General features: G+C 34.6%; 21 protein-coding genes. 17 read left to right on the top strand and 4 right to left on the bottom strand.

Annotation, left to right across the window (positions count from 1 at the left end; genetic code table 11):
- Window positions 1–2 precede the first annotated feature (2 nt).
- Window positions 3–1,811 (bottom strand): nitrate/nitrite two-component system sensor histidine kinase NarX, encoded by a 1,809-nt coding sequence (gene narX / locus J6569_RS02745; RefSeq protein WP_296301685.1) that lies wholly within the window; start codon window positions 1,809–1,811, stop codon window positions 3–5.
- A gap of 231 nt (window positions 1,812–2,042) precedes the next feature.
- Here narX and rplU point away from each other — a divergent pair, with 231 nt between their 5' ends.
- From rplU to cgtA, 4 genes are all read left to right on the top strand, one after another.
- Window positions 2,043–2,351, top strand: coding sequence for a 50S ribosomal protein L21 (gene rplU, locus J6569_RS02740; protein ID WP_025314436.1), 309 nt, complete (start codon window positions 2,043–2,045; stop codon window positions 2,349–2,351).
- A gap of 15 nt (window positions 2,352–2,366) precedes the next feature.
- Window positions 2,367–2,627, top strand: coding sequence for a 50S ribosomal protein L27 (rpmA, locus tag J6569_RS02735; RefSeq protein WP_034915250.1), 261 nt, complete (start codon window positions 2,367–2,369; stop codon window positions 2,625–2,627).
- Between the two features lie 89 nt (window positions 2,628–2,716).
- Window positions 2,717–3,682, top strand: coding sequence for a DMT family transporter (locus J6569_RS02730; RefSeq protein ID WP_296317477.1), 966 nt, complete (start codon window positions 2,717–2,719; stop codon window positions 3,680–3,682).
- Window positions 3,682–4,848 (top strand): Obg family GTPase CgtA, encoded by a 1,167-nt coding sequence (gene cgtA / locus J6569_RS02725; protein WP_085164585.1) that lies wholly within the window; start codon window positions 3,682–3,684, stop codon window positions 4,846–4,848. Before J6569_RS02730 ends, cgtA begins: the two co-directional genes overlap by 1 nt.
- Window positions 4,849–5,329: 481 nt before the next feature.
- On the opposite strand, the gene smrB is transcribed toward cgtA, so the two are convergent.
- Both smrB and nth read right to left on the bottom strand, forming a co-directional pair.
- A complete protein-coding gene (gene smrB, locus J6569_RS02720) occupies window positions 5,330–5,875 on the bottom strand; it encodes an endonuclease SmrB (RefSeq protein WP_065590202.1) in 546 nt (181 codons plus the stop codon).
- 6 nt (window positions 5,876–5,881) lie between these two features.
- Window positions 5,882–6,520, bottom strand: coding sequence for an endonuclease III (gene nth / locus J6569_RS02715; RefSeq protein ID WP_296317475.1), 639 nt, complete (start codon window positions 6,518–6,520; stop codon window positions 5,882–5,884).
- Between the two features lie 265 nt (window positions 6,521–6,785).
- Here nth and putP point away from each other — a divergent pair, with 265 nt between their 5' ends.
- From putP to adk, 11 genes are all read left to right on the top strand, one after another.
- The gene (putP, locus tag J6569_RS02710; RefSeq protein WP_176701303.1) at window positions 6,786–8,273 is read left to right on the top strand and encodes a sodium/proline symporter PutP; all 1,488 of its coding nucleotides are present in this window, start codon (window positions 6,786–6,788) and stop codon (window positions 8,271–8,273) included.
- Between the two features lie 53 nt (window positions 8,274–8,326).
- On the top strand, window positions 8,327–9,601 hold the full coding sequence (tyrS, locus tag J6569_RS02705) for a tyrosine--tRNA ligase (RefSeq protein WP_366941229.1): 1,275 nt from the start codon (window positions 8,327–8,329) through the stop codon (window positions 9,599–9,601).
- A 4-nt stretch (window positions 9,602–9,605) separates the two neighbouring features.
- Entirely contained in the window at window positions 9,606–10,472 is an 867-nt protein-coding gene (pdxY, locus tag J6569_RS02700) for a pyridoxal kinase PdxY (RefSeq protein ID WP_296317471.1), read from the top strand.
- Window positions 10,473–10,535: 63 nt separating this feature from the next.
- The gene (locus J6569_RS02695; RefSeq protein ID WP_296299857.1) at window positions 10,536–10,979 is read left to right on the top strand and encodes a helix-turn-helix domain-containing protein; all 444 of its coding nucleotides are present in this window, start codon (window positions 10,536–10,538) and stop codon (window positions 10,977–10,979) included.
- Between the two features lie 84 nt (window positions 10,980–11,063).
- Window positions 11,064–12,173 (top strand): flavodoxin-dependent (E)-4-hydroxy-3-methylbut-2-enyl-diphosphate synthase, encoded by a 1,110-nt coding sequence (ispG, locus tag J6569_RS02690; protein WP_065590198.1) that lies wholly within the window; start codon window positions 11,064–11,066, stop codon window positions 12,171–12,173.
- A 24-nt stretch (window positions 12,174–12,197) separates the two neighbouring features.
- Window positions 12,198–13,475 carry a histidine--tRNA ligase gene (gene hisS, locus J6569_RS02685; protein WP_065590197.1) on the top strand — a complete coding sequence of 426 codons (1,278 nt, stop codon included), beginning with the start codon at window positions 12,198–12,200 and terminating at the stop codon, window positions 13,473–13,475.
- An 18-nt stretch (window positions 13,476–13,493) separates the two neighbouring features.
- The gene (locus J6569_RS02680) at window positions 13,494–14,252 is read left to right on the top strand and encodes a tetratricopeptide repeat protein (protein ID WP_296317469.1); all 759 of its coding nucleotides are present in this window, start codon (window positions 13,494–13,496) and stop codon (window positions 14,250–14,252) included.
- A gap of 26 nt (window positions 14,253–14,278) precedes the next feature.
- On the top strand, window positions 14,279–15,451 hold the full coding sequence (gene bamB / locus J6569_RS02675; protein WP_065590195.1) for an outer membrane protein assembly factor BamB: 1,173 nt from the start codon (window positions 14,279–14,281) through the stop codon (window positions 15,449–15,451).
- A gap of 19 nt (window positions 15,452–15,470) precedes the next feature.
- Window positions 15,471–16,937 (top strand): ribosome biogenesis GTPase Der, encoded by a 1,467-nt coding sequence (gene der / locus J6569_RS02670; RefSeq protein WP_296317467.1) that lies wholly within the window; start codon window positions 15,471–15,473, stop codon window positions 16,935–16,937.
- Between the two features lie 3 nt (window positions 16,938–16,940).
- Window positions 16,941–17,192, top strand: a complete 252-nt coding sequence (locus J6569_RS02665; protein WP_081296711.1) for a zinc-ribbon domain-containing protein — start codon at window positions 16,941–16,943, stop codon at window positions 17,190–17,192.
- A 37-nt stretch (window positions 17,193–17,229) separates the two neighbouring features.
- Window positions 17,230–17,874 carry an adenylate kinase gene (gene adk, locus J6569_RS02660; protein WP_065574343.1) on the top strand — a complete coding sequence of 215 codons (645 nt, stop codon included), beginning with the start codon at window positions 17,230–17,232 and terminating at the stop codon, window positions 17,872–17,874.
- Between the two features lie 276 nt (window positions 17,875–18,150).
- Here adk and ybeD read toward each other — a convergent pair whose 3' ends face one another.
- Window positions 18,151–18,417 (bottom strand): DUF493 family protein YbeD, encoded by a 267-nt coding sequence (ybeD, locus tag J6569_RS02655; RefSeq protein WP_034913328.1) that lies wholly within the window; start codon window positions 18,415–18,417, stop codon window positions 18,151–18,153.
- Between the two features lie 199 nt (window positions 18,418–18,616).
- Here ybeD and gss point away from each other — a divergent pair, with 199 nt between their 5' ends.
- Both gss and J6569_RS02645 read left to right on the top strand, forming a co-directional pair.
- Entirely contained in the window at window positions 18,617–20,491 is a 1,875-nt protein-coding gene (gene gss / locus J6569_RS02650) for a bifunctional glutathionylspermidine amidase/synthase (protein ID WP_034913310.1), read from the top strand.
- A gap of 285 nt (window positions 20,492–20,776) precedes the next feature.
- Window positions 20,777–22,324, top strand: coding sequence for an SrfA family protein (locus tag J6569_RS02645; RefSeq protein WP_296317464.1), 1,548 nt, complete (start codon window positions 20,777–20,779; stop codon window positions 22,322–22,324).
- Window positions 22,325–22,328: the final 4 nt, after the last annotated feature.

Genomic DNA, 22,328 nt, shown 5'->3' with positions numbered 1-22,328 from the left:
TTTTACTCTTCTATTGCTTTGAATGAAATGGTTTTATTAACCTTAAATGCTATCATAATTTGTGTCCCTTTGTGGGGAGGACTGTTTATTGTTAAATTACCATTTAGTATTTCAACTCTATCACGCATAATGATTAGACCATAACTATTATCCTGTTTAATATTGTTTTGTAAACCAATGCCATTATCCTCAATACAGACAGAAATAATTTGATGATCATCAATTTTTAAACTGACAATAACCTGTGTGGCTTTAGCATGTTTATATATGTTATTTAGTCCTTCACGAATAATTTGTAATAAATGAAATGCATATTTACTATTGATAATATTCAGCGGCAATAAATATTCAAACTGAATATTGAATTGTAATTTTTGATTAAATTCCTCAATTAATTCCATTAAATTTGCATAAAAACCCGTTTGGTTAAGGCGTAAGCGAAAAGAGGTAATTAGTTCTCTTAGTTGAGAGTAGGTTATATTGACTTCTTTACGCATTGTTGCCAATAAATCAATACTGCTTTGTGATGTTAAATCTGATTGCATTTGTAAGCAGCTGAGGTGTATTTTTAAACAAGATAGAGATTGAGCAATGGAATCATGCAGCTCTCTGGCCATTGCTGAGCGTTCTTTTATTAATAAATATTGTTTTTGTTGTTCAATTTGTCTATCGAGCTTCATTGCAGTAGTCATTTGCTCGATAACTCCCACAATTAAGTTTTCTTGTTCATTGGTTAATATGATATTTTTTGGCTGCAAAGCAAATAATATCCCATATTTTTCCCCGTTTTCTTGAAGGTGCCAATGGCGTTGAAAGTTATTTTTTTGATAAGATTTTGATGAGATTAAACAAGCTTTGCATTTAGAATTTTGGCAATAAGGTAATTTTTGCTCATTATCGTAACTGATTTGTTGATAATGCTCAGGATCATTTGATTCATAAAAACGGATTTTAAATTGAGTTAATGGTACTAAATCTTCTAATTTGTGTAGTATTTTTAGAAAACGTTCACACAATGGCTCTGAAGTATGTAGTTGCTTAATTGTTTGATATTGAAATGAAACAATTTTATTGGTTTGTTGTAATTTAGCTGTTTTTTCTGCAACTTGTTTTTCTAACAATAAATATTGTGATTCAATTTGCTCGGACATTTTGTTAAAAGCTAGCCCTAAAAGATCAAATTCATTCTTTCTGCTTTTAATATTAAAACGCGCTTTAAAATTGTGGCTAGAAATTGCTTCAGCCATACTAACTAATTTTTGCCATGGTGCAAGAAGGTAGTAACGTAAGTAATAAATTTGAACAGCTAAAAAAATTACGATAATAACAATAAATAATTGTTGTACTTGAGAAATATAATAAATTTTGTTTTCGGTTTTTTGATCAATCTTATCTACCAAATGGTTGATACGAGCAACATAGCTTTCAATATCAATTCTTATTTCATCGATTTTTTGTGCTTGCTGTATTTTAGTAATAAGTCGAGTATTCCAATCAGTTTCTAACTGATTAAATTCATTAATTAAATTATAGCGTTTTAAAAGCGTTAAATGTTTTTGTGATGAAGAAAGATTAATAAAAATATTTAAATTATCATAATCTTTCTTATTGAGTGGAACCATTGTTAGTATTTGGTAGTTCTTCATTCTTAGTAAGCCTAATTGATTAACCATATATGCCCCACCTTTTGTATCATTGGCTACCTGGATTGAAAACGATAAAGCGATTAAAGCAATAGCACCTAAACAGAACAGTAATAGTGTTAAACGATTAATAATTGATTCGGTGGGGCGAATTTTTATTTTCGACATATAAACACTCAATATTATTTTGTAATTTTATTTTAGCTAAATAGTAATTTATGGTTATTGTAGCTTGAAAAGAGTATCTATCTGATCTTTTTTGTAACTTTTTGCGATCTTTTGTTAAACAGCGCTTGCAACAAGAATAAAATTTGCGTAAAATTCACGCCCTATAAGATTAATCACGCAGACATATATGTTTAATCAAGTAATCGTCTGCTTTTTATTGCGGAGTTAAGTATGTACGCAGTTTTCCAAAGTGGTGGTAAACAACACCGAGTTAGCGAAGGACAAGTCGTTCGCTTGGAAAAAATTGAAGTCGAAACAGGCGCAGAAGTTGTTTTCGATAAAGTTTTAATGGTAGCAAATGGTGAAGACATCAAAGTTGGTGCTCCGTTTGTTGAAGGTGCAACAATTAAAGCAGAAATTGTTGAACACGGTCGTGGCGATAAAGTGAAAATTGTTAAATTCCGTCGTCGTAAACACTATCGTAAACAACAAGGTCACCGTCAGTGGTTCACTGATGTGAAGATCACTGCAATCGCTTAATAGGAGTATCGAACAATGGCACATAAGAAGGCTGGTGGTTCATCACGTAATGGTCGTGATTCCCAAAGTAAACGTTTAGGTGTTAAACGTTATGGTAGTCAAGAAGTTCTTGCTGGTAACATTTTAGTTCGTCAACGTGGAACTCAATTCCACCCAGGCACTAATGTAGGTTGTGGTCGTGATCATACCTTATTTGCCTTAATTGATGGACAAGTAAAGTTTGAAGTTAAAGGACCTAAGAATCGTCGTTATGTTAGTGTAGTTGCTAACAGTTAATTCATAAACGGTTCAAAAAGTTTTGGAAGCCTCACAATTATTGTGGGGCTTTTTTCATTTCTTGAAGTTAATATAAAATTGATGGTGATATGATAAAGCAGCAAAATGTTAAATTAGGTTTTGCACTTGCCATGTTAACCGCAGTGATGTGGGGCATTGTGCCAATTGCAATGAAATATGCGCTAGTGGTTGTTGATCCATTGACATTAGCTTGGTCGAGATTGGCTATTTCAGCTCTTGGTATTACTATTTGGTTGGCTTACAAAAAGCAATTTCCTAATTTAATGATGTTCAGAAAACATCGTCGTTTTGTTTTATTGATGATTGCAGGTTTTGGGTTGTTGGGTAATTTTGCACTGTTTGCTAGTGCAGTTCAGTATCTTTCAGCTACAACTGCTCAGGTTGTCGGGCAAACTGGCATTGTGATTTTTATGATTTCAAGTGCTTTTATTTTTAGAGAGCGACTCAGGCCGACTCAAATTATTGGTATTTTAGTATTATTAGTTGGGCTTGCGTTATTTTTTAATAAAAATATTGTAGATCTGTTTTCTAATATGGCTTCGTATGGTATTGGTGTTTGGCTTGGTTTACTGGCTTCGGTATCATGGGCTTGCTATGCGCTTGCTCAAAAAGTACTATTACAGAAATTACGTGCAGAACAGTTACTTTGGTTAATTTACCTTATTTGTACTGTTTTTTTGTTGCCTTTTACGTCGTCAAGTAAAATTATAAATGCTGATGCAACTCAACTGTTTGCTATCATATTTTGTGGTTTAAATACTATTATTGCTTATGGTGCGTTAGTGATGGCTATGGAGCGCTGGCAAGCAGCACAAGTGAGTGCAATAACAACTTTAACGCCATTATTTTCGCTCATCTTTTCAGATTTGTTTGCTTTAATTTTGCCTGAAAAGTTTGCTATGCAATATTTAAATATTTTAGGTTATATTGGTGCAGTATCTGTTGTTGCGGGTGCTATGTTTGCGACCATTGGACATTATATTTGGCATCCAAGGAAAGGCTGGCTAATTAACCGCAATAAAGGGGAAGAATAATGAAATTTGTTGATGAAGCATCAATCCGTGTTGAAGCTGGAGATGGTGGAAATGGTTGTGTCGGTTTTCGCCGAGAAAAGTATATACCTAAAGGTGGTCCTGATGGTGGCGACGGTGGTGATGGTGGTGATGTCTTTTTTATTGCTGATGAGAATTTAAATACATTAGTTGATTTTCAGTTTGAAAAAAATTACCGCGCTGAGCGTGGCCAAAATGGACAAGGTTCTGATTGTACGGGTAAGCGTGGTCGAGATATTACCGTTAAAGTGCCTGTGGGAACACGAATTACCGACAAATATACAGGTGAAATTATTGGTGATTTAACGCATCACCAACAAAAAGTATTGGTTGCCAAGGGCGGTTTTCATGGGCTTGGAAATGCGCGTTTTAAATCATCGGTAAATCGTGCGCCAAGACAAAAAACTGATGGTACTCCAGGTGAAAAGCGCGATGTATTATTAGAATTATTATTACTTGCTGATGTGGGGATGTTGGGCTTGCCTAATGCTGGTAAATCAACTTTTATTCGCTCAGTTTCAGCAGCTAAACCGAAAGTTGCAGATTACCCATTTACTACCTTAGTGCCTAGTTTAGGTGTAGTAAGAATGGATAATGAACAAAGTTTTGTTGTTGCTGATATTCCTGGTTTAATAGAGGGGGCATCAGACGGTGCAGGACTTGGTATTCGTTTCTTAAAACATCTTGAACGTTGTCGTGTTTTAGTTCATTTGATCGATATGGCACCAGTAGATGAATCAGATCCGATAGAAAATGCTAAAGTAATAATCAAAGAGGTTCAACAATATAGTGAAAAATTAGCTAATAAACCACGTTGGTTGGTATTTAATAAAATGGATGTATTAGGTCCTGAAGAGAGCACTAAACGTGCAGCTGAAATAGCTAGGGCACTTGATTGGCGAGATAAATATTATATTATTTCAGCCATTAATCAAGAAGGTATAAAGGCCTTATGTTGGGACTTAATGGAATATATCAATGCGCATCCACGTGAAGCCGAACAAGAAGAGTCATCACCTGAAAAAGTGGAATTTATGTGGGATGATTACCATCAACAAGCAATGGATGAGGCTTTTGATGATGACGATGATTTTGATGACTGGGACGAAAGCGATGAAGAAGGTGTTGAATTTATTTATCAAAAATAATAAGTATTATACTCTATTTTATTTCGCCTAAATTAGCCATTGCGTATAATTTTTTATAAAAAGCAGAATAGGAATATTCTGCTTATTTTTTATATTGTTAAATATCAATCCTCTTATTATGAAATTAGTGAATAAAGCGTTTATTTTTATTTAGCTTAGAAAAATAAAAAAATGCTTGATTTTGTTAATGATAATCATTATCATTAATTCGTACTTTGTTAGAGCTTTAGAGGCTTTTGAAAAAGTATGACATTGCTCACATTGCTTCCAATGTTTACCAGCTTGACGTTATCGCTAAGCTGGTTTTTTTGTTTTATGTTATTAACAACTATTTTTTAAACATTATTCTTTAGTTAACGTTATTTTATTTTTTGTTTTTTTATCTACATGCTAATGTCATCACAAAGGTTTAGATGAAAATTGACGGAAGAAGAGTAAAAAATTATTTTTATGATTATCTAGATAGTTAAGTTTTCAAAAGCTAACTATTTATTAGTTTGTTCTCGATATCAAATAAAATAAGAAGTGCTGCGTTGCCACCAAATTCTTTAGGTGCTTGATGAAAACAGATAACATGAGGATGTTGAGCTAGCCACATGGGTGTTTGTTTTTTTAAGATGTTTTTCCCATGTCCATACATGATACAAGCACAATGAGCTCTTTCATGTAAACATGCTGCGATAAGAGCTGCAATTTCTTTTTTAGCCTCTTGTTGAGTTAACCCATGTAGATCCAAAAAGAATTCTGGTTCATAAAATCCACGACGCAATTTTTTTACTTCGTAGGGATCTGCATTTTCTCGGCTATAGCGAATTGGGTCTTCTTGCAATAGCGGCTGATAATCATCAGAAAAATAAAATTCAGCATTAATTTTTTCATATTGCTGTTTTTGGGTTTCTATTGCTTTTTGTGAACGTTTTTGTGGTTTATGAACGACAGTATCTTGTTTTAGTTTTTTGGTGATGTTACCAATACTATTTTTAAACAAGTTTATATCATCTTGGTCTAAATTAAATTTATTTGGCATTGATTTCTACTCTGGGTAAATTTTTTCTTTAAATTCGCACAAATCTTCTATAACACAGGATCCACATCTAGGCTTTCTAGCAATACAGGTATAACGGCCATGTAATATTAGCCAGTGGTGACAATTTATTTTATATTCTTTAGGTACGACTTTCAGTAATTTTTCTTCAACAACCTCTACCGTTTTACCTGGTGCAAAACCTGTACGGTTGCTTACTCTAAATATGTGTGTATCAACTGCAATGGTAGGCCAACCGAAAGCGGTGTTTAACACAACATTTGCCGTTTTACGACCAACACCCGGTAATTCAATTAGTGCATCAAAACTTTCAGGGACTTCACCCTGATATTTATCTACCAAAATTTGACATGTTTTTATAATGTTATCTGCTTTACTGTTATAAAGGCCAATGGTGCGGATGTAGCTTTTTAATTTCTCAATACCAAGAGCCAAAATTTGTTCAGCCGTATTTGCAATAGCAAACAGTGGTTTTGTGGCTTTGTTTACACTAACGTCAGTCGCTTGAGCAGAAAGTACTACTGCGATTAATAGTTCAAAAGGTGTTGCATACACTAGTTCTGTTGTTGGATCTTTAATATGATCCTTTAATCTTTCTAGAATTTGAATTCGGGTAGATTGTTTCACAAAATAATTTTATTAAAAAATAGTAAGGTGCATATTATATACTTTTATTTACTGTTTATCTGTAAGTTGCCTTTAGTTTTTTTAATATAGATGGGAACGATGAAACATACTGATTAATAATTGTAAGATATTTTTATTTTTAATGTTGTTTAGTTTTTTATTATTTGTCTATTCACATTTATACTCACTGACTTTTTAGCATAGTCATTTTATGATAAGCTAGCGTACTATTTCTTAATTTTATCAAATAAGGTTTTTTAAAGATATGCCCTTACCAATGATTGTCACCTTTGCTGTATATATTTTAGGTATGATTGCCATAGGTTTTTTTGCGTTTCGCTCAACGCAAAATTTTGGTGATTATATTTTAGGTGGGCGTCGTATCGGTAGTGTTGTGACTGCGCTTTCAGCTGGCGCATCAGATATGAGTGGTTGGCTATTAATGGGATTACCTGGTGCTGTTTTTTTGTTTGGTATTTCACAAAGTTGGATTGCAATCGGATTGATTATTGGTGCTTATTTAAATTGGCTACTCATTGCAGGACGATTACGAGTCTTTACTGAAATCAATCATAATTCATTAACTTTACCCGATTATTTTGCTCGTCGATTTGATGATAAAAGCTCACTTCTACGCATTATTTCAGCTGTCATTATTTTAATATTTTTTACCATTTATTGTGCTTCTGGTGTAGTTGCAGGCGCAAAGTTATTCGAGAGTACATTTGGTATGAGCTATGGCTGGGCGATGTTAGCGGGTGCAGGTGCAACAATTGCCTATACGTTTATCGGTGGTTTTTTAGCAGTAAGCTGGACTGATACTATTCAAGCTAGTTTAATGATGTTTGCACTTATTCTAACGCCAATTATGGTTATGGTGAATGCTGGTGGGCTTTCTGATGCATTGATATATATTGAATCGCTCAATTCAGATTATACCAATTTATTTGCTCATATGGATTTTATTGCCATTATTTCATTATTAGGTTGGGGGCTTGGATATTTTGGGCAACCTCATATTTTAGCCAGATTTATGGCTGCTGATTCACATGAAGTAATGAAAAACGCTCGACGGATTAGTATGACATGGATGATTTTGTGTTTAGCTGGCGCAATCACGGTTGGTTTTTTTGGTATCGCCTTTTTTGCTCATAATCCAGATTTATCTTACTTGATTAACGATGGTAAACATGAACGTATTTTTATCGAATTGTCGAAATTACTTTTTAATCCTTGGATTGCTGGTATTTTGTTGGCAGCTATTTTAGCTGCAGTCATGAGTACATTAAGTTGTCAGTTATTAGTTTGCTCAAGTGCTCTAACAGAAGATTTTTATCGTGCGTTTTTTAGACCAAAAGCAAAACAGAAGGAACTGGTTTGGGTTGGTCGTATAATGGTGCTATTAGTTTCAGTTATTGCTATTTTATTAGCTATTAATCCAAATAATAGTGTACTTGATTTAGTGAGTCATGCTTGGGCTGGATTTGGTGCGGCGTTTGGTCCTATAATCGTATTTTCTGTTTTTTGGTCACGTATGACACGTAATGGGGCGCTAGCTGGAATGATAACTGGTACTGTAACTGTGTTGCTATGGATTAATTTTAATTGGTTTAATTTGTATTCGCTTATCCCTGGATTTTTATTTGCTTCTATAGCTATTATTATTTTTAGTCTTTTTGATAAAAAACCAAACGAAACAGTAGCAGATCATTTTAAACAAGCGTATAAACGTTATCACAACAAAATAAATTAGAATAAATTTTATTTAAACTAGAATATAACTGTAATAAATTTAATAGGTAAAATATCATGACAAAAAATGTGATCAAACAACTACAAGAACGTGGGCTGATTGCTCAGCTTACTGATGAAAAAGCACTAATAGAACAAATTGAACAAAATCCTATTGCGCTTTATTGTGGTTTTGATCCAACAGCAGATAGTTTGCATCTCGGTCATTTAGTTCCATTACTTTGTTTAAAACGTTTTCAGTTAGCTGGTCATAAACCTGTTGCGCTTGTAGGGGGAGCAACTGGATTAATTGGCGATCCAAGTTTTAAAGCTGTTGAACGAAAACTTAATACTGAGGAAACAGTTATTGAGTGGAGTGAAAAGATCAAACAACAAGTGTCACCATTTTTAGATTTTAATTGTGGTGAAAATTCAGCGATTGTGGCTAATAACTATGATTGGTTTAGTGGCATGAATGTACTGACATTTTTACGTGATGTTGGTAAGTATTTTTCAGTTAATGCGATGATTAATAAAGAATCAGTAAAACAACGTATAGATCGTGATGAGGTGGGTATTTCATTTACTGAATTTTCTTATAGCTTGTTACAATCTTATGATTTTGCTTGTTTGAATAAATCACATGATGTTGTTTTACAAATTGGTGGGTCTGATCAGTGGGGTAATATTACTGCAGGTATTGATTTAACCCGTCGTTTACATCAAAAACAAGTTTATGGTTTGACTGTACCGTTAATCACTAAATCCGATGGGACCAAATTTGGTAAAACTGAAAGTGGTGCCGTATGGTTAGCCCCTAAGAAGACAAGTCCTTATAAATTCTATCAATTCTGGATAAATACTGCTGATGCTGATGTTTATCGATTCTTAAAATTCTTCACATTTATGCCTCTAAGTGAAATTGATGCATTGGAAGAGGAAGATAAAAATAGTGGTGTTGCACCACGAGCTCAATATGTACTTGCTGAGCAAGTTACACGCTTAGTTCATGGTGAAGAAGGATTGATCGCAGCAAAACGTATTACAGAAAGTCTATTCTCTGGTAAATTAACTGACTTGTCTGAAGCTGATTTTGAACAATTAGCTCAAGATGGTATGCCAACATTAGCTGTTGAGGAAAATGTTGATTTACAACAAGCAATTGTTAATGCGGAATTTGCACCATCAAGAGGACAAGCTAGAACGATGATTGAATCTAATGCTATTTCTGTTAATGGTGAACGTAACACTACAACTGATTATCATTTTACTGATAGCGATAAACTATATAATCGTTATACTTTACTTCGTCGTGGTAAAAAATATTACTGTTTGTTAATTTGGAGTTAATTTCATGAGAAATATTTTATCGATTCAGTCACATGTTGTATTTGGTCATGCAGGGAATAGTGCGGCTGTATTTCCTATGCGTCGAATAGGCGTAAATGTTTGGCCTTTAAACACCGTACAATTTTCTAATCATACTCAATATCGACAATGGACTGGAACGGTAATGTCTGCATCGCATTTAAGCGAAATTGCTGATGGAATTAATGAAATTGATGAATTGAAACGGTGTGATGCAGTATTAAGTGGTTATATGGGATCACCTGAACAAGGTAATGCAATTATTGAAATAGTTAAAAAAGTAAAAGCTGTTAATCCTAATGCTATTTACTTTTGCGATCCTGTAATGGGACATCCTGAAAAAGGATGTTTTGTTGCACCAGGTGTTTCTGAGTTTTTATGCAATACAGCATTGCCTATGGCTGATATGATGGCACCCAATATTTTGGAACTTGAAGAGCTTAATGGAAAACAACGTATTAATAATGTTGATGAAGCAATTTTAGCTTGTCGAGAGTTATGTAAAAAAGGGCCTAAAGCGATTTTAGTTAAACATTTAAGCAGAGCTGGATATAAAATTGATCGCTTTGAAATGTTGCTTGTAACTAGCGGAGAAGCATGGCATATTGACCGACCACTAGTTGACTTTGGTGTAAGACAACCCGTTGGTGTTGGTGATATGACAAGTGGACTTTTTTTAGCTAATGTTTTACTTGGGAAATCATTGGTTGAAGCTTTAGAACATACTACTTCGGCCGTGTATGCGGTTATGCTTGAAACCTTAAAACAAGATGAATATGAATTACAATTAGTTGCAGCTCAAAATGAAATTGAAAAACCAGCACAATGGTTTAATGCAAATAAAATTGATTAATTGTAAAAATATGTAACTGTTTGTAAAGATTAAATTAGCTAACGATTAGTATTAAATGAGGGTATGATGGATAATATTTCATTAGGAGTGATGCTCGTTGATTTACGAGAACAAATGGGATTAACTCAAGATGATATTGCCAATAAAATTCATGTGCGAAAGACAGTAATTGTTGATATCGAAAATGACCAATTACCTCACGTCCCACTTGTTTTTGTAAAAGGTTATATTCGTTCTTATGCCGAAATTGTTGGCTTATCATCAGAACACTATCAACCGTATTTCGATGAATTAACTAAACAATCTAAGTCTCAACAAAAGAAAGTTCAAACGCAAGCATTTAAAACAAAAAGAACTAGAAAAGCTCCTTTTATTTTTTGGGGAATATTTATAATTCTTTGTGCGCTTGGTGTAATTTTATATTATGCCAATAAAGATAATAAAAGTAATCTTATTGAAGTAAGTCATTATATTTCTCCAGCCTCAGCTACTCGTGTTAATAGTTAGCAAATTTTCTTATTCTCATACAGACATTTGTCTTAAATCTTGTTAAGATCATTACTAGTTATTTTGTAAAATGGTTAAGTATGTATGAGTCATCAAGATTCACCAATTGTTAGACGAGAATCTACCCGAATTTATGTCGGCAATGTTCCTATTGGTAGTGGAGCTCCGATTGCAGTTCAATCAATGACAAATACTCGAACCACAGATGTAGAAAAAACAGTAGCCCAAATTCAAGCACTTGAACGTGTTGGTGTAGATATTGTGCGTGTTTCTATACCTACAATGGATGCAGCTGAAGCTTTTAAATTTATTAAGCAGCAGGCAAAAGTTCCACTCATTGCTGATATTCATTTTGATTATCGTATTGCATTAAAAGTTGCTGAATATGGCGTTGATTGCTTAAGAATCAATCCTGGCAACATAGGTAATGAATCAAGAATTCGAGCTGTTGTTGATTGTGCTAAAGATAAAAATATCCCGATACGAATCGGCGTTAATTCTGGTTCTCTAGAAAAAGATATTCAAGAAAAGTATGGTGAACCTACACCAAAAGCGATAGTTGAATCAGCGATGCGCCATGTCGATATACTTGATCGACTTAATTTTGAGCAGTTTAAAGTCAGTGTAAAAGCATCTGATGTGTTTACTGCCGTTGATGCTTATCGATTGCTAGCTAAGCAAATAAAGCAGCCATTACATCTAGGTATAACTGAAGCAGGTGGTGTTCGAAGTGGTGCTATTAAATCGGCCATTGGATTGGGGTTATTGCTATCAGAAGGCATTGGCGATACACTTCGAGTTTCCTTAGCTGCTGATCCTACAGAAGAAGTGAAAGTTGGATTTGATATTTTAAAATCGCTGCGTATACGGTCTCGTGGCATTAATTTTATTGCCTGTCCAACCTGTTCTCGCCAAGAGTTTGATGTGATTAATACAGTCAATACATTAGAACAGCGATTAGAAGATATTATTACACCGATGGATGTATCAATTATTGGTTGTGTGGTTAACGGTCCTGGGGAGGCATTAGCTTCAACTATGGGAGTTGCTGGCGGTCATAACAAAAGTGGTTTTTATGAAGATGGTGTACGTATTGGTCGTATTGATAATGAACAAATGATTGATGAGTTAGAAGCTAGAATTCGTGCTAAAGCATTAATATTGAAAAACAGAATTGCAGCAACTGAATTATAATTTTATTAGATAGTGAATAAATAAATGACAGAGAAAAAGATCCAATCTATACGAGGGATGAACGATTTACTCCCAACAGATAGTGCAAGTTGGCAACAGATTGAAAAAATCGTTAAAGGTGTACTAAACAGTTATGGCTACAACGAAATTAGAACGCCTATTGTTGAAGATACCGCACTATTTAAGCGAGCGGTCGGAGAAATCACCGATATTGTTGAAAAAGAGATGTATACTTTCAATGATCGAAATGATGAAAGCATTACTTTACGCCCTGAAATTACTGCAGGTTGTGTTCGTGCAGGAATTGAGCACGGACTTTTTTATAATCAAGAACAACGCCTTTGGTATTTAGGACCGGCATTTCGTTACGAAAAACCACAAAAAGGGCGTTATCGTCAATTTCATCAATTTGGTGTTGAAGTCTTTGGACTTGAAGGGCCCAATATTGACGCCGAGCTGATTTTATTAACGGCTCGTTTTTGGAGAGCACTTGGTATCGAACAGCATACTTCTCTTGAACTTAATTCAATTGGTTCGCTTGAGGCTAGGGTCAACTATCGAAATGCATTAGTTACTTTTCTTGAACAATATAAAGATAAATTGGATGAAGATTGTTTACGTAGAATGTATACTAATCCGTTGCGCATACTTGATTCAAAAAATCCAGTTGTTCAAGAGCTGCTGAATCAAGCTCCAAAATTGTTTGATTATTTAGATGAGGAGTCCAAAATTCACTTCGAAAGCTTATGCCGACTATTGGATAGTGCTGGGATAGAATATAATATTAATCAAAGATTAGTACGCGGTTTGGATTACTATAATCGAACAGTTTTTGAATGGGTAACTAACAGCCTAGGGGCACAGGGAACCGTTTGCGGTGGTGGACGATATGATGGTCTTGTAGGCCAACTTGGAGGAAAACCAACACCAGCAGTTGGTTTTGCAATGGGAGTTGAACGTTTAGTATTATTAGTTCAAGCGGTTAATCCATCATTTAATGGTGATAATTCGATTGATATTTATATGATCACCTCTGGTGATGAAAAAACCATTTCAGTTGCTCAAAGTGTTGCAGAGCAATTGCGTGATGGTCTACCTGATTGGCGAATCATGACAAATTATGGTAGCAGTAATTTTAAGAAACAATTTACCAAAGCAGATAAATTAGGTGCTAAGATAGCAGTTATTATTGGTGAAAATGAATTAGCTAATCAGACAGTAATGATTAAAAATTTACAAACAGGCGAACAAGTTGAAGTGGCACAAGCAGATATTGTCCAAACTTGTTTGTCTATTAAGTAAAGGAAATAGGAGAAAAACGTGAGTCATCAGTTATCCAGTGAAGAACAAATTGAAGAGATAAAAGGTTTTTTTGCTAAAACATGGAAAATTATGGTTGCCATTATTGTGATTGGATTATTGGCCTTTTATGGCTGGCGTTATTGGCAATCATATAAAGTTGAAAAGGCGATAGCATCATCAGATAAGTATGAACAATTAATTGCTCAATTAGATGATAATAAACCAGATTCTGTTAATGAATTAGTATCTTTTGCTAAAAACAACGATACTATTTATAGCGTGTTTGCTAATTTGCGTGCAGCAAAATTTTATGTTGAGGTATTAAAAGATTATCCTGAGGCACAAGCCTTGTTAGTTGATGCATTAAAGAAAGCGGATTCAGAGCCTGTTAAAGCGATTACCAATATTCGTATAGCACGCTTACAGTATCAACAAGGTCAATATCCAGAAAGTCTAACATCTTTAGGTAATGTAACTAATGAAAGTTGGGGTGCCGTAATTAATGATCTCCGAGGTGATGTGCTTGTTAAAATGACTCGTTATGCTGACGCAGTGAGTGCTTATAATGTTGCTTTGACTTCTTCACCAACTAAAGATTTAGAAGAAAGTATTAAAATGAAGTTGAACCAAGCTGAATATTTAAAAGCAAAACAAGAAGTTGAACAAGAAGTTTTAGCTACTAAAGAAAAGGCAGAAAAAGAGGCTCAGGCAGCCAAAGAAAAAGCAGAGCAAGAAGCTAAAGCGAAACAAGCTGCATCTGAAGAAAGTAAAAATTAATTTATCCTGCTATAAGGGTCTATACAATGAAGTTATCAAAATATCTTTTTGTTGGTGTTTTTGTTTTTTCACTAGCTGGGTGTTCTTTATTCGGTAAAGAAGATGAGATTGTACAAATTGCACCGTCACCGAAAGTAGATAATCAATTTTCTATTCAACAAGTATGGAAAAATAGTACTGCTGGTAATACTCATATTTATTCATTATTAGGTCCGATTAATTATGATAATGCTATCTATGTAGCGAGTCGTAGTGGACAAGTTAAGGCAATTGATTTATCAAGCGGTAATACTATATGGGATGTCAATTTATCTAAAAGTACACTTTTCAGTAGTAAAACTGCACTATTTTCAGGTGGTGTAAGTGCTGATGATAAATATGTCTATGTAGGTAGTGAACGTGCCATTGTCTATGCGTTAGATCGTCTCAACGGTAGAGTTGTTTGGGAAAAAGCAGTGAAAGGGGAAGTACTTGCCCGCCCGGTATCTTCTGATAACAAATTAATAATTCATACTGCTAATGGTGTTCTTCAAGGTATTAATCGTGACACTGGTGATTATTTGTGGGATGTTTCCTTCGAAGTTCCAACATTATCAATAAGAGGTAACTCTACACCCACTATCGCTCATGGTGCAGCAATCGTTGGTGATGATAATGGTCGAGTAAATGCTTACTATATTAATGATGGCCAATTAATTTGGCAACAACGCATTTCACAGCCATCAGGCTCTACAGAAATAGCAAAATTAAATGATGTTGATTCTACTCCGGTAGTTGAAGGTAATTTAGTCTATTCTGTTGGTTATAATGGTAGTGTTGTTGCGCTTGATTTAAGTAATGGTCAAACTGTTTGGCGTAAAGTACTTGGATCTATTCATAGCTTTGCTGTTGATACCGATAGATTGTTTGTTATTGATCAGGATGACAATGTTCGGGCCATCGCTAAGAGTGGTGGCGGAGAACTTTGGACTCAGTCAAACTTTACTCATCGTTTGTTAACTGATCCTGTCATCTACCAAAATTATGTCGTGTTTGGTGATTTTGAAGGTTACCTATATTGGTTAAATGCTGAAAACGGTGAACTTGTTGCTAAAACACAAGTGAGTAGTAGCGGATTAATATCTAAACCATTAGTTGTAAGCAATAAGTTAATTGTCCAAGCTAAAAATGGTGATATTTACGCCTTTACAAAGAATTAAAGTAATCTAGAGAAGAAACATGGTACCTGTTGTAGCGCTTGTTGGTCGTCCAAATGTTGGAAAGTCGACTCTATTTAATCGGTTAACACGAACTCGAGATGCCTTAGTGGCTGACTTTCCTGGATTAACTCGTGATCGTAAATATGGAAGAGCTGAGATCAAGGGCCATGAATATATCTTGATTGATACTGGTGGTATTGATGGAACAGAAGATGGGGTTGAAAGCTTTATGGCTGAACAATCCCTACAAGCAATAGAAGAAGCTGATATTGTTCTTTTCTTGGTTGATGCTAGAGCTGGTACAATGCCAGCTGATCATGCTATTGCAAAACATCTCCGTTCTCGCGATAAAGCTACTTTTTTAGTAGCCAATAAAATTGATGGTATTGATGTCGATACTGCGATTTCTGATTTTTATGGTTTAGGATTGGGAGAAATTCACCCAATTGCAGCTAGTCATGGTCGTGGCGTAAGTTCATTAATTGAAACTGTATTAGATCCTATTTTCCAGTTCGATAATAACGAAGATAATAACTCGGATGATAATCAACAATTAGATAATCTAACTGAATTATGTGATGATTTTGTTGATGAAACAGAATCATTAATCAATCAACCTATCAAAGTTGCTATTGTTGGCCGACCAAATGTTGGTAAGTCAACACTAACTAATCGAATTTTAGGTGAAGAGCGAGTTGTTGTATATGATATGCCAGGGACAACTCGAGACAGTATCTATATACCAATGAATCGAGATGAACGTGAGTATATCTTGATTGATACGGCTGGTGTACGTAAACGAGGAAAAGTTACTGAAACAGTTGAAAAATTTTCAGTTATTAAAACGTTACAAGCAATTGAAGATGCTAATGTAGTTATTTTAGTTATTGATGCCAGAGAAGGTGTATCCGATCAAGACTTATCATTGCTTGGTTTTATTATTAATAGTGGGCGCTCACTTGTAATAGCCGTTAATAAATGGGATGGTTTGTCACAAGATATCAAAGAGCAAGTTAAAACGACATTAGATGATAGATTAGATTTTATTGATTTTGCTCGTGTGCACTTTATTTCTGCGTTGCATGGTAGTGGTGTTGGTAACTTATTTGATTCGATTCAAGAAGCATATGATTGTGCAACACGTCGCGTTAATACCGCATTATTAACCAAGATTATGCAAATGGCACAAGATGACCATCAGCCGCCTTTAGTTCGAGGGCGACGTGTTAAACTAAAATATGCACATGCTGGTGGTTATAATCCACCAATTGTTGTGATTCATGGTAATCAAGTAGAAGATCTACCAGATTCTTATAAACGTTATTTGATGAACTATTTTAGACGATCACTAAAAATCATGGGGTCACCAATTCGAATTCAGTTTAAAGAAGGGGCTAACCCATTCGAAGGTAGAAAAAATACTTTAACTGCATCACAGCAACGTAAACGCCGTCGATTAATGAAGCATGTAAGAGGGCGAAACTAATTTATGTCAGGAAAATTAATGAATGATTCAGGGAAAGAAGGCCTTTGTCCAAAGTGTCATCATAAAATGAGTGTTGTTTCGCCACAGAATTTTAATTGTCCTCATTGTAAGCAACATTATCTTGAACAGTATATTTGCCCGACTTGTTTGCAAAAAGCTCAAATGATCAAAGGTTGTGGAGCGGTTAACTATATTTGCCCAACTGATGGTTTGATATCCAGCAGTAAGGTGATATTTCATTATTTACCAGAATAGAAGCTTTATTTATATTAAAGCCATAAGAGGTTATTTTATGCGAATTATTTTATTAGGAGCACCAGGAGCAGGAAAGGGAACACAAGCACAATTTATTATGCAAAAATATGGTATTCCTCAAATTTCAACTGGTGATATGTTGCGAGCAGCAGTAAAAGCTGGTAGTCCACTTGGTTTACAAGCTAAGGAGTTAATGGATGCCGGTAAGCTAGTTACCGATGAACTCGTTATTGCATTAGTTAAAGAACGTATTGCACAAAGCGATTGCGCTAATGGCTTTTTGCTAGATGGCTTCCCTCGCACGGTTCCACAAGCAGATGCGATGAAAACAGCTGGCATAAAGGTTGACTATGTGCTTGAATTTGATGTACCAGACGCAGTGATTATTGATCGCATGAGTGGGCGCCGAATTCATGCTCCTTCAGGTCGTGTTTATCACATTCGCCATAATCCACCAAAGGTTGAAAATGTTGATGATGTGACTGGTGAACCACTTACTATTCGCAAAGATGATAACGAAGAAATCGTTCGTAAACGCCTTGTTGAATATCACGATTTGACTAAACCACTAATTAGTTATTATCAGCATGAAGCCAAAGAAGGGCGGACACAATATTTCCGTATTGATGGAACGCAAGCTGTAACTGAAGTAACAAAAGAATTAGTGAAAATTTTAGGATAATTTGTTTTTTATTAAAAGCGCAAGGCAGTTAACACTATCTTGCGCTTTATCATCTTGAATGAATTTATGTTACTGCTTATACAATACTAATTTGAATATCTTAATAAAATACATTGATTCTATAATATTTTCTAATTAATTCTTTTGTTGTAATAAAGATGAATATTCACTAAAAATCATTCAGGTAGGGTATTGATTTTATTGAATTTTTTATTGTATAGCAGAAAGCCTTATCTATACCGATAAAACTTTCAATTTTTAGCAAAAAGTAAAACACTATAAAACCATTCTTACAATATCGATTTCGCCTAATTCTTTATAAAGATTTTCGACCTGATCGATATGCGTTGCATTAATGGTAATTGATACAGAATGATAATTACCTTTACTACTAGGTTTGATTGATGGCGTATAATCGCCAGGAGCATGGCGTTGAATCACTGATACCACTTTGTCTACAAGCTCTGGTTTTGCTTCTCCCATTACTTTATAGGTAAAAGAGCATGGGAACTCTAATAACTCATTTAATTTAGTTTTTTGCATAATTTTATTTTTCTCGTTTATTTGGTTCGATGTATCGTTACGACTACCAAGAATAAACACTATATATAGGCAATTTACTATTCTTCAAGTAACGAATAATAAACATTGCTTTTTAAAGTATATATTTTGATCTATGATAGAAAATTATAACATAGTGTAATTAACGTATCTTGCTATTTACTAATAAGGCTAAAATAACATGTCATCTAAGTCCAATAATAAAGAACCTTTTGGTACATTATTAGGGTATGCGCCAGGTGGCGTTGCCATTTATTCATCTGATTATGAAACTTTAGATCAAAAACAATACCCTAATGATGCATCTTTTCGTAGCTATTCTGGTTATGAATATATGGGATATAAATGGCAATGCGTTGAATTTGCAAGGCGATTTTTATTTTTAAACTATGGTATTGTTTTTACAGATGTTGGTATGGCGCATGAAATTTTTTCACTACGTTTTCTAAGGAAAGTTGTTAATGAAGCGATTTTACCTTTGCAAGCTTTTGCAAACGGAAGCAAAAAAAAGCCCGAGGCTGGTGCGTTACTTGTTTGGGATGATGGTGGTTTTTTTGACCGTACAGGTCATGTGGCTATCATTACTGAAGTATTTAAAGATAAAGTACGGATAGCAGAACAAAATGTCATACATAAGCGTTTACCAATTGGGCAGCAATGGACTCGTGAACTTAAAATGACAGTGACCAGTGACGGTTACCAATTACATGACTCGTTTGATGATACGAAAATCTTAGGGTGGATGATTCAAACTGACAAGACTGAATATAGTTTACCGCAACCTAAAATTCCTAAACCGTTACTTGAAATTCATAGCGCGCATATTGAAAACCAAGGTCAATTTGATAAAAATTGGTTAAATGAATCAGATCCATTAGAAAGTGCGTATGTTTCAGCGACAGGTCATGCTATTAGTCATGATGATCACTATCGCTATTTCACTATTTCTGAAAGTGCCGAACAAGAGCTTATTCGCGCAACCAATGAATTACATTTAATGTATTTGCATGCCACAGATAAAGTATTAAAGGACGATAATTTATTACTTAATTTTAATATCCCAGAAATATTATGGCCAAGATTAAGACTTTCATGGCAGCAGCGCCGTTACCAAATGATTACTGGGCGGTTAGATTTTTGTATGGATGAACGAGGCTTTAAAGTCTATGAATATAATGCTGATTCTGCTTCTTGCCATACTGAGGCAGGTCATATTTTGCAAAAATGGGCTATTCAAGCTGGACTGAATATAGGAACCAATCCTAGTAGTGGTTTGCTTAATTCTTTAGCTAACTGTTGGAAGCATAGTGATGCTCAATCTTTTGTTCATATTATGCAAGATAATGATAGTGAAGAAAATTATCATGCATTATTTATGCAAACAGCACTTACTCAAGCGGGATTTAATAGCAAAATTTTACGAGGGCTTACTGGACTAAGATGGGATAAACGTGGTCGACTTGTTGATGATGAAGATCGCCAAGTAACTTGTGTCTGGAAAACATGGGCTTGGGAAACGGTATTAGAGCAACTTCGAGAAGAAAGCGAGGCACAAATTGCAGGTTTACCAATTCGTACATGGCATCCTGAAAATTCAGTTAGATTGCTCGATGTGCTTTTGCGACCGGAAGTCTCTGTTTTCGAACCACTGTGGACGGTTATTCCAAGTAATAAAGCTATTTTACCCGTATTATGGTCTTTATTTCCTAATCATCGTTACCTATTAGAGTCTACATTTGAACTCAATGAAAGCCTAATTAAAAAAGGTTATGCAATAAAACCAATAGCTGGACGCCGTGGTAGTGATATTCAATTAGTGAATAATCAAGAACAGATCCTTGATAAAACAGTAGGTCGATTTGCTAAACAAGAAAATATTTATCAAGAACTATGGTGCTTACCGAAAGTCGAAGATCGTTATCTACAGTTATGTACTTTTACTGTTGGTGGACATTATGGTGGGACTTGCTTACGCTCCGATCCTTCTTTAGTTATAAAAGGTGAAAGCGATATGCAACCATTACGAGTATTAACAGATGATGAGTTCTTAAAATAATTTTGTAAAAAACTTTCAGGAAAGTATATGTTTTAGTATAAAAGTTAAGCTCATCAATGGTATCGCAATTATGATTAAAGTTATTATAATTCAATTGATTATTTAATTTTTTATAATCTGTATTAATTCTGCCATTTATGACATAATCTATTAAAAGATATGTTTAAAATTCAGAATATCCATGATGATATCAATTACAATAATGGCGTTTTCTGTTAAACTTGTCATAATTTTAAAAAGAAATTATAAGAAATAAAAATGATATAAAGGAATGAAAAGAAATATATGGCAAATACATTACTTCGAAGTGGTGATATTAAAGATTTCAAAATGCTTGGGCATGATGGAAAAGCTGCTTATTTAGTCGCAGCTCAAATTCGGGAAACGTTTAGAGTTAAATTAGGCAAACAATTTGCCGATTATTTAGCCATTCCTCAACGCAATGACCAAGGTAATATTATTGATTGGTATATTCCTTTTGATTCAAATCAACCAGATGGGCAATATGATATAGTTCCTTGGACATCAGCTAGTGAATCCGAACAAGAATCAGCTCTTGAGCTTTTAAAGGAATTTGAGCGAAAAGTTGTGGCTCTAGGTGAGCAACTAGCTAGTAACCCAAATATTAAAGGCGATCAGTTATTGTTCAGCCGCCTTATTTATGATCCAAAACACAATCCACAAAGCCTAGAACCCAACTTGATGGCAATACGCTTTCCTAGTAATCAATTTGTTTATATTGTTAATGGTAAACCTGTGATTACTTTTTGGGGGTTTGTTTATCCACAAACGCCTCAAGTAAATTCTCCATTCTATTGTTTAGAGCCGGCAAAAAAAGTAACGCCAACAATCACAGAAGTAGTTACTCCACAAATTAATAATAGACCATGGTGGAAACGTTGGTGGGTATGGTTGTTAGGGTTATTACCTTTATTGTTACTTTTGTTAGCATTGTTTTTATTACGCGGCTGTTGGCTAAAACCTCAAATATCGATTAACCCGAATGTATCTTTAGATAATAGTAATATTAGCCAACCAGAAAAAGATGAAAAACAAGATAGAAAAGATCCAGAGCCAAAAAATGTTGTCGTTGATAATCGATTAGGTGTCACCAATAAGGCTATACCAAATGGTACGATTTTAGACAATGCAAATAATATTCCTACCAATAGCAACGTGGCTGGTGATTCAGTTGATCATTCTTTACCTACAGACAATGGAAATGATAGTAATAATATTCCAGAGCCTGGTGTCAAAGATAATAAAAGCGAGCAAGATGCAACAAAAACGGATGATAAAGATGACAAATCTACCCCTTTAGATCCTGATAAAAAAGATGATGCAAATATCCAAAATGATCAAAGCGAGCAAGATAAACAAGATAAAGATAGTGCTGAGCAGACATCTTCGCCATCGGATAAAGATAATAAATCAGATTCTAATTCAGCTGTTGATCAAACTAATCATTTAGCTATGCCAGCTGATGCAATTAAACAAGGATCGACAAAATTCTTAAATGGTCAATGGTCTGTAAATGGTGGTATTCAAGATAAAGCCACTGGTAAACCATTACAATTAAGTTATAACTTTAATGATGGGAATGGCGAAGTCACTGTAACACGTAGTGATGGTGTCAAATGTACAGGTAATGTGGGTACAAACATTAAAAATGCCAATTTAGATATAACGGGTAACACTGAGGCTGTTTGTAGTGACAATACCAAATATCAATTACCAAAGATTCAATGTACACCAGACAAAAATAATAATGCTAATTGTCAGGGAATTTATAATAATGGGACTTCATTCCCAATAACAATGAAAAAACAATAAAGGT

Origin of the sequence: Gilliamella sp. (assembly GCF_024104075.1) — a bacterium.
GTDB classification, from domain to species: Bacteria; Pseudomonadota; Gammaproteobacteria; order Enterobacterales; family Orbaceae; genus Gilliamella; species Gilliamella bombi.
Note: the sequence above shows the minus strand (reverse complement) of the source record. Positions and strands in the feature narration are given on the sequence as shown.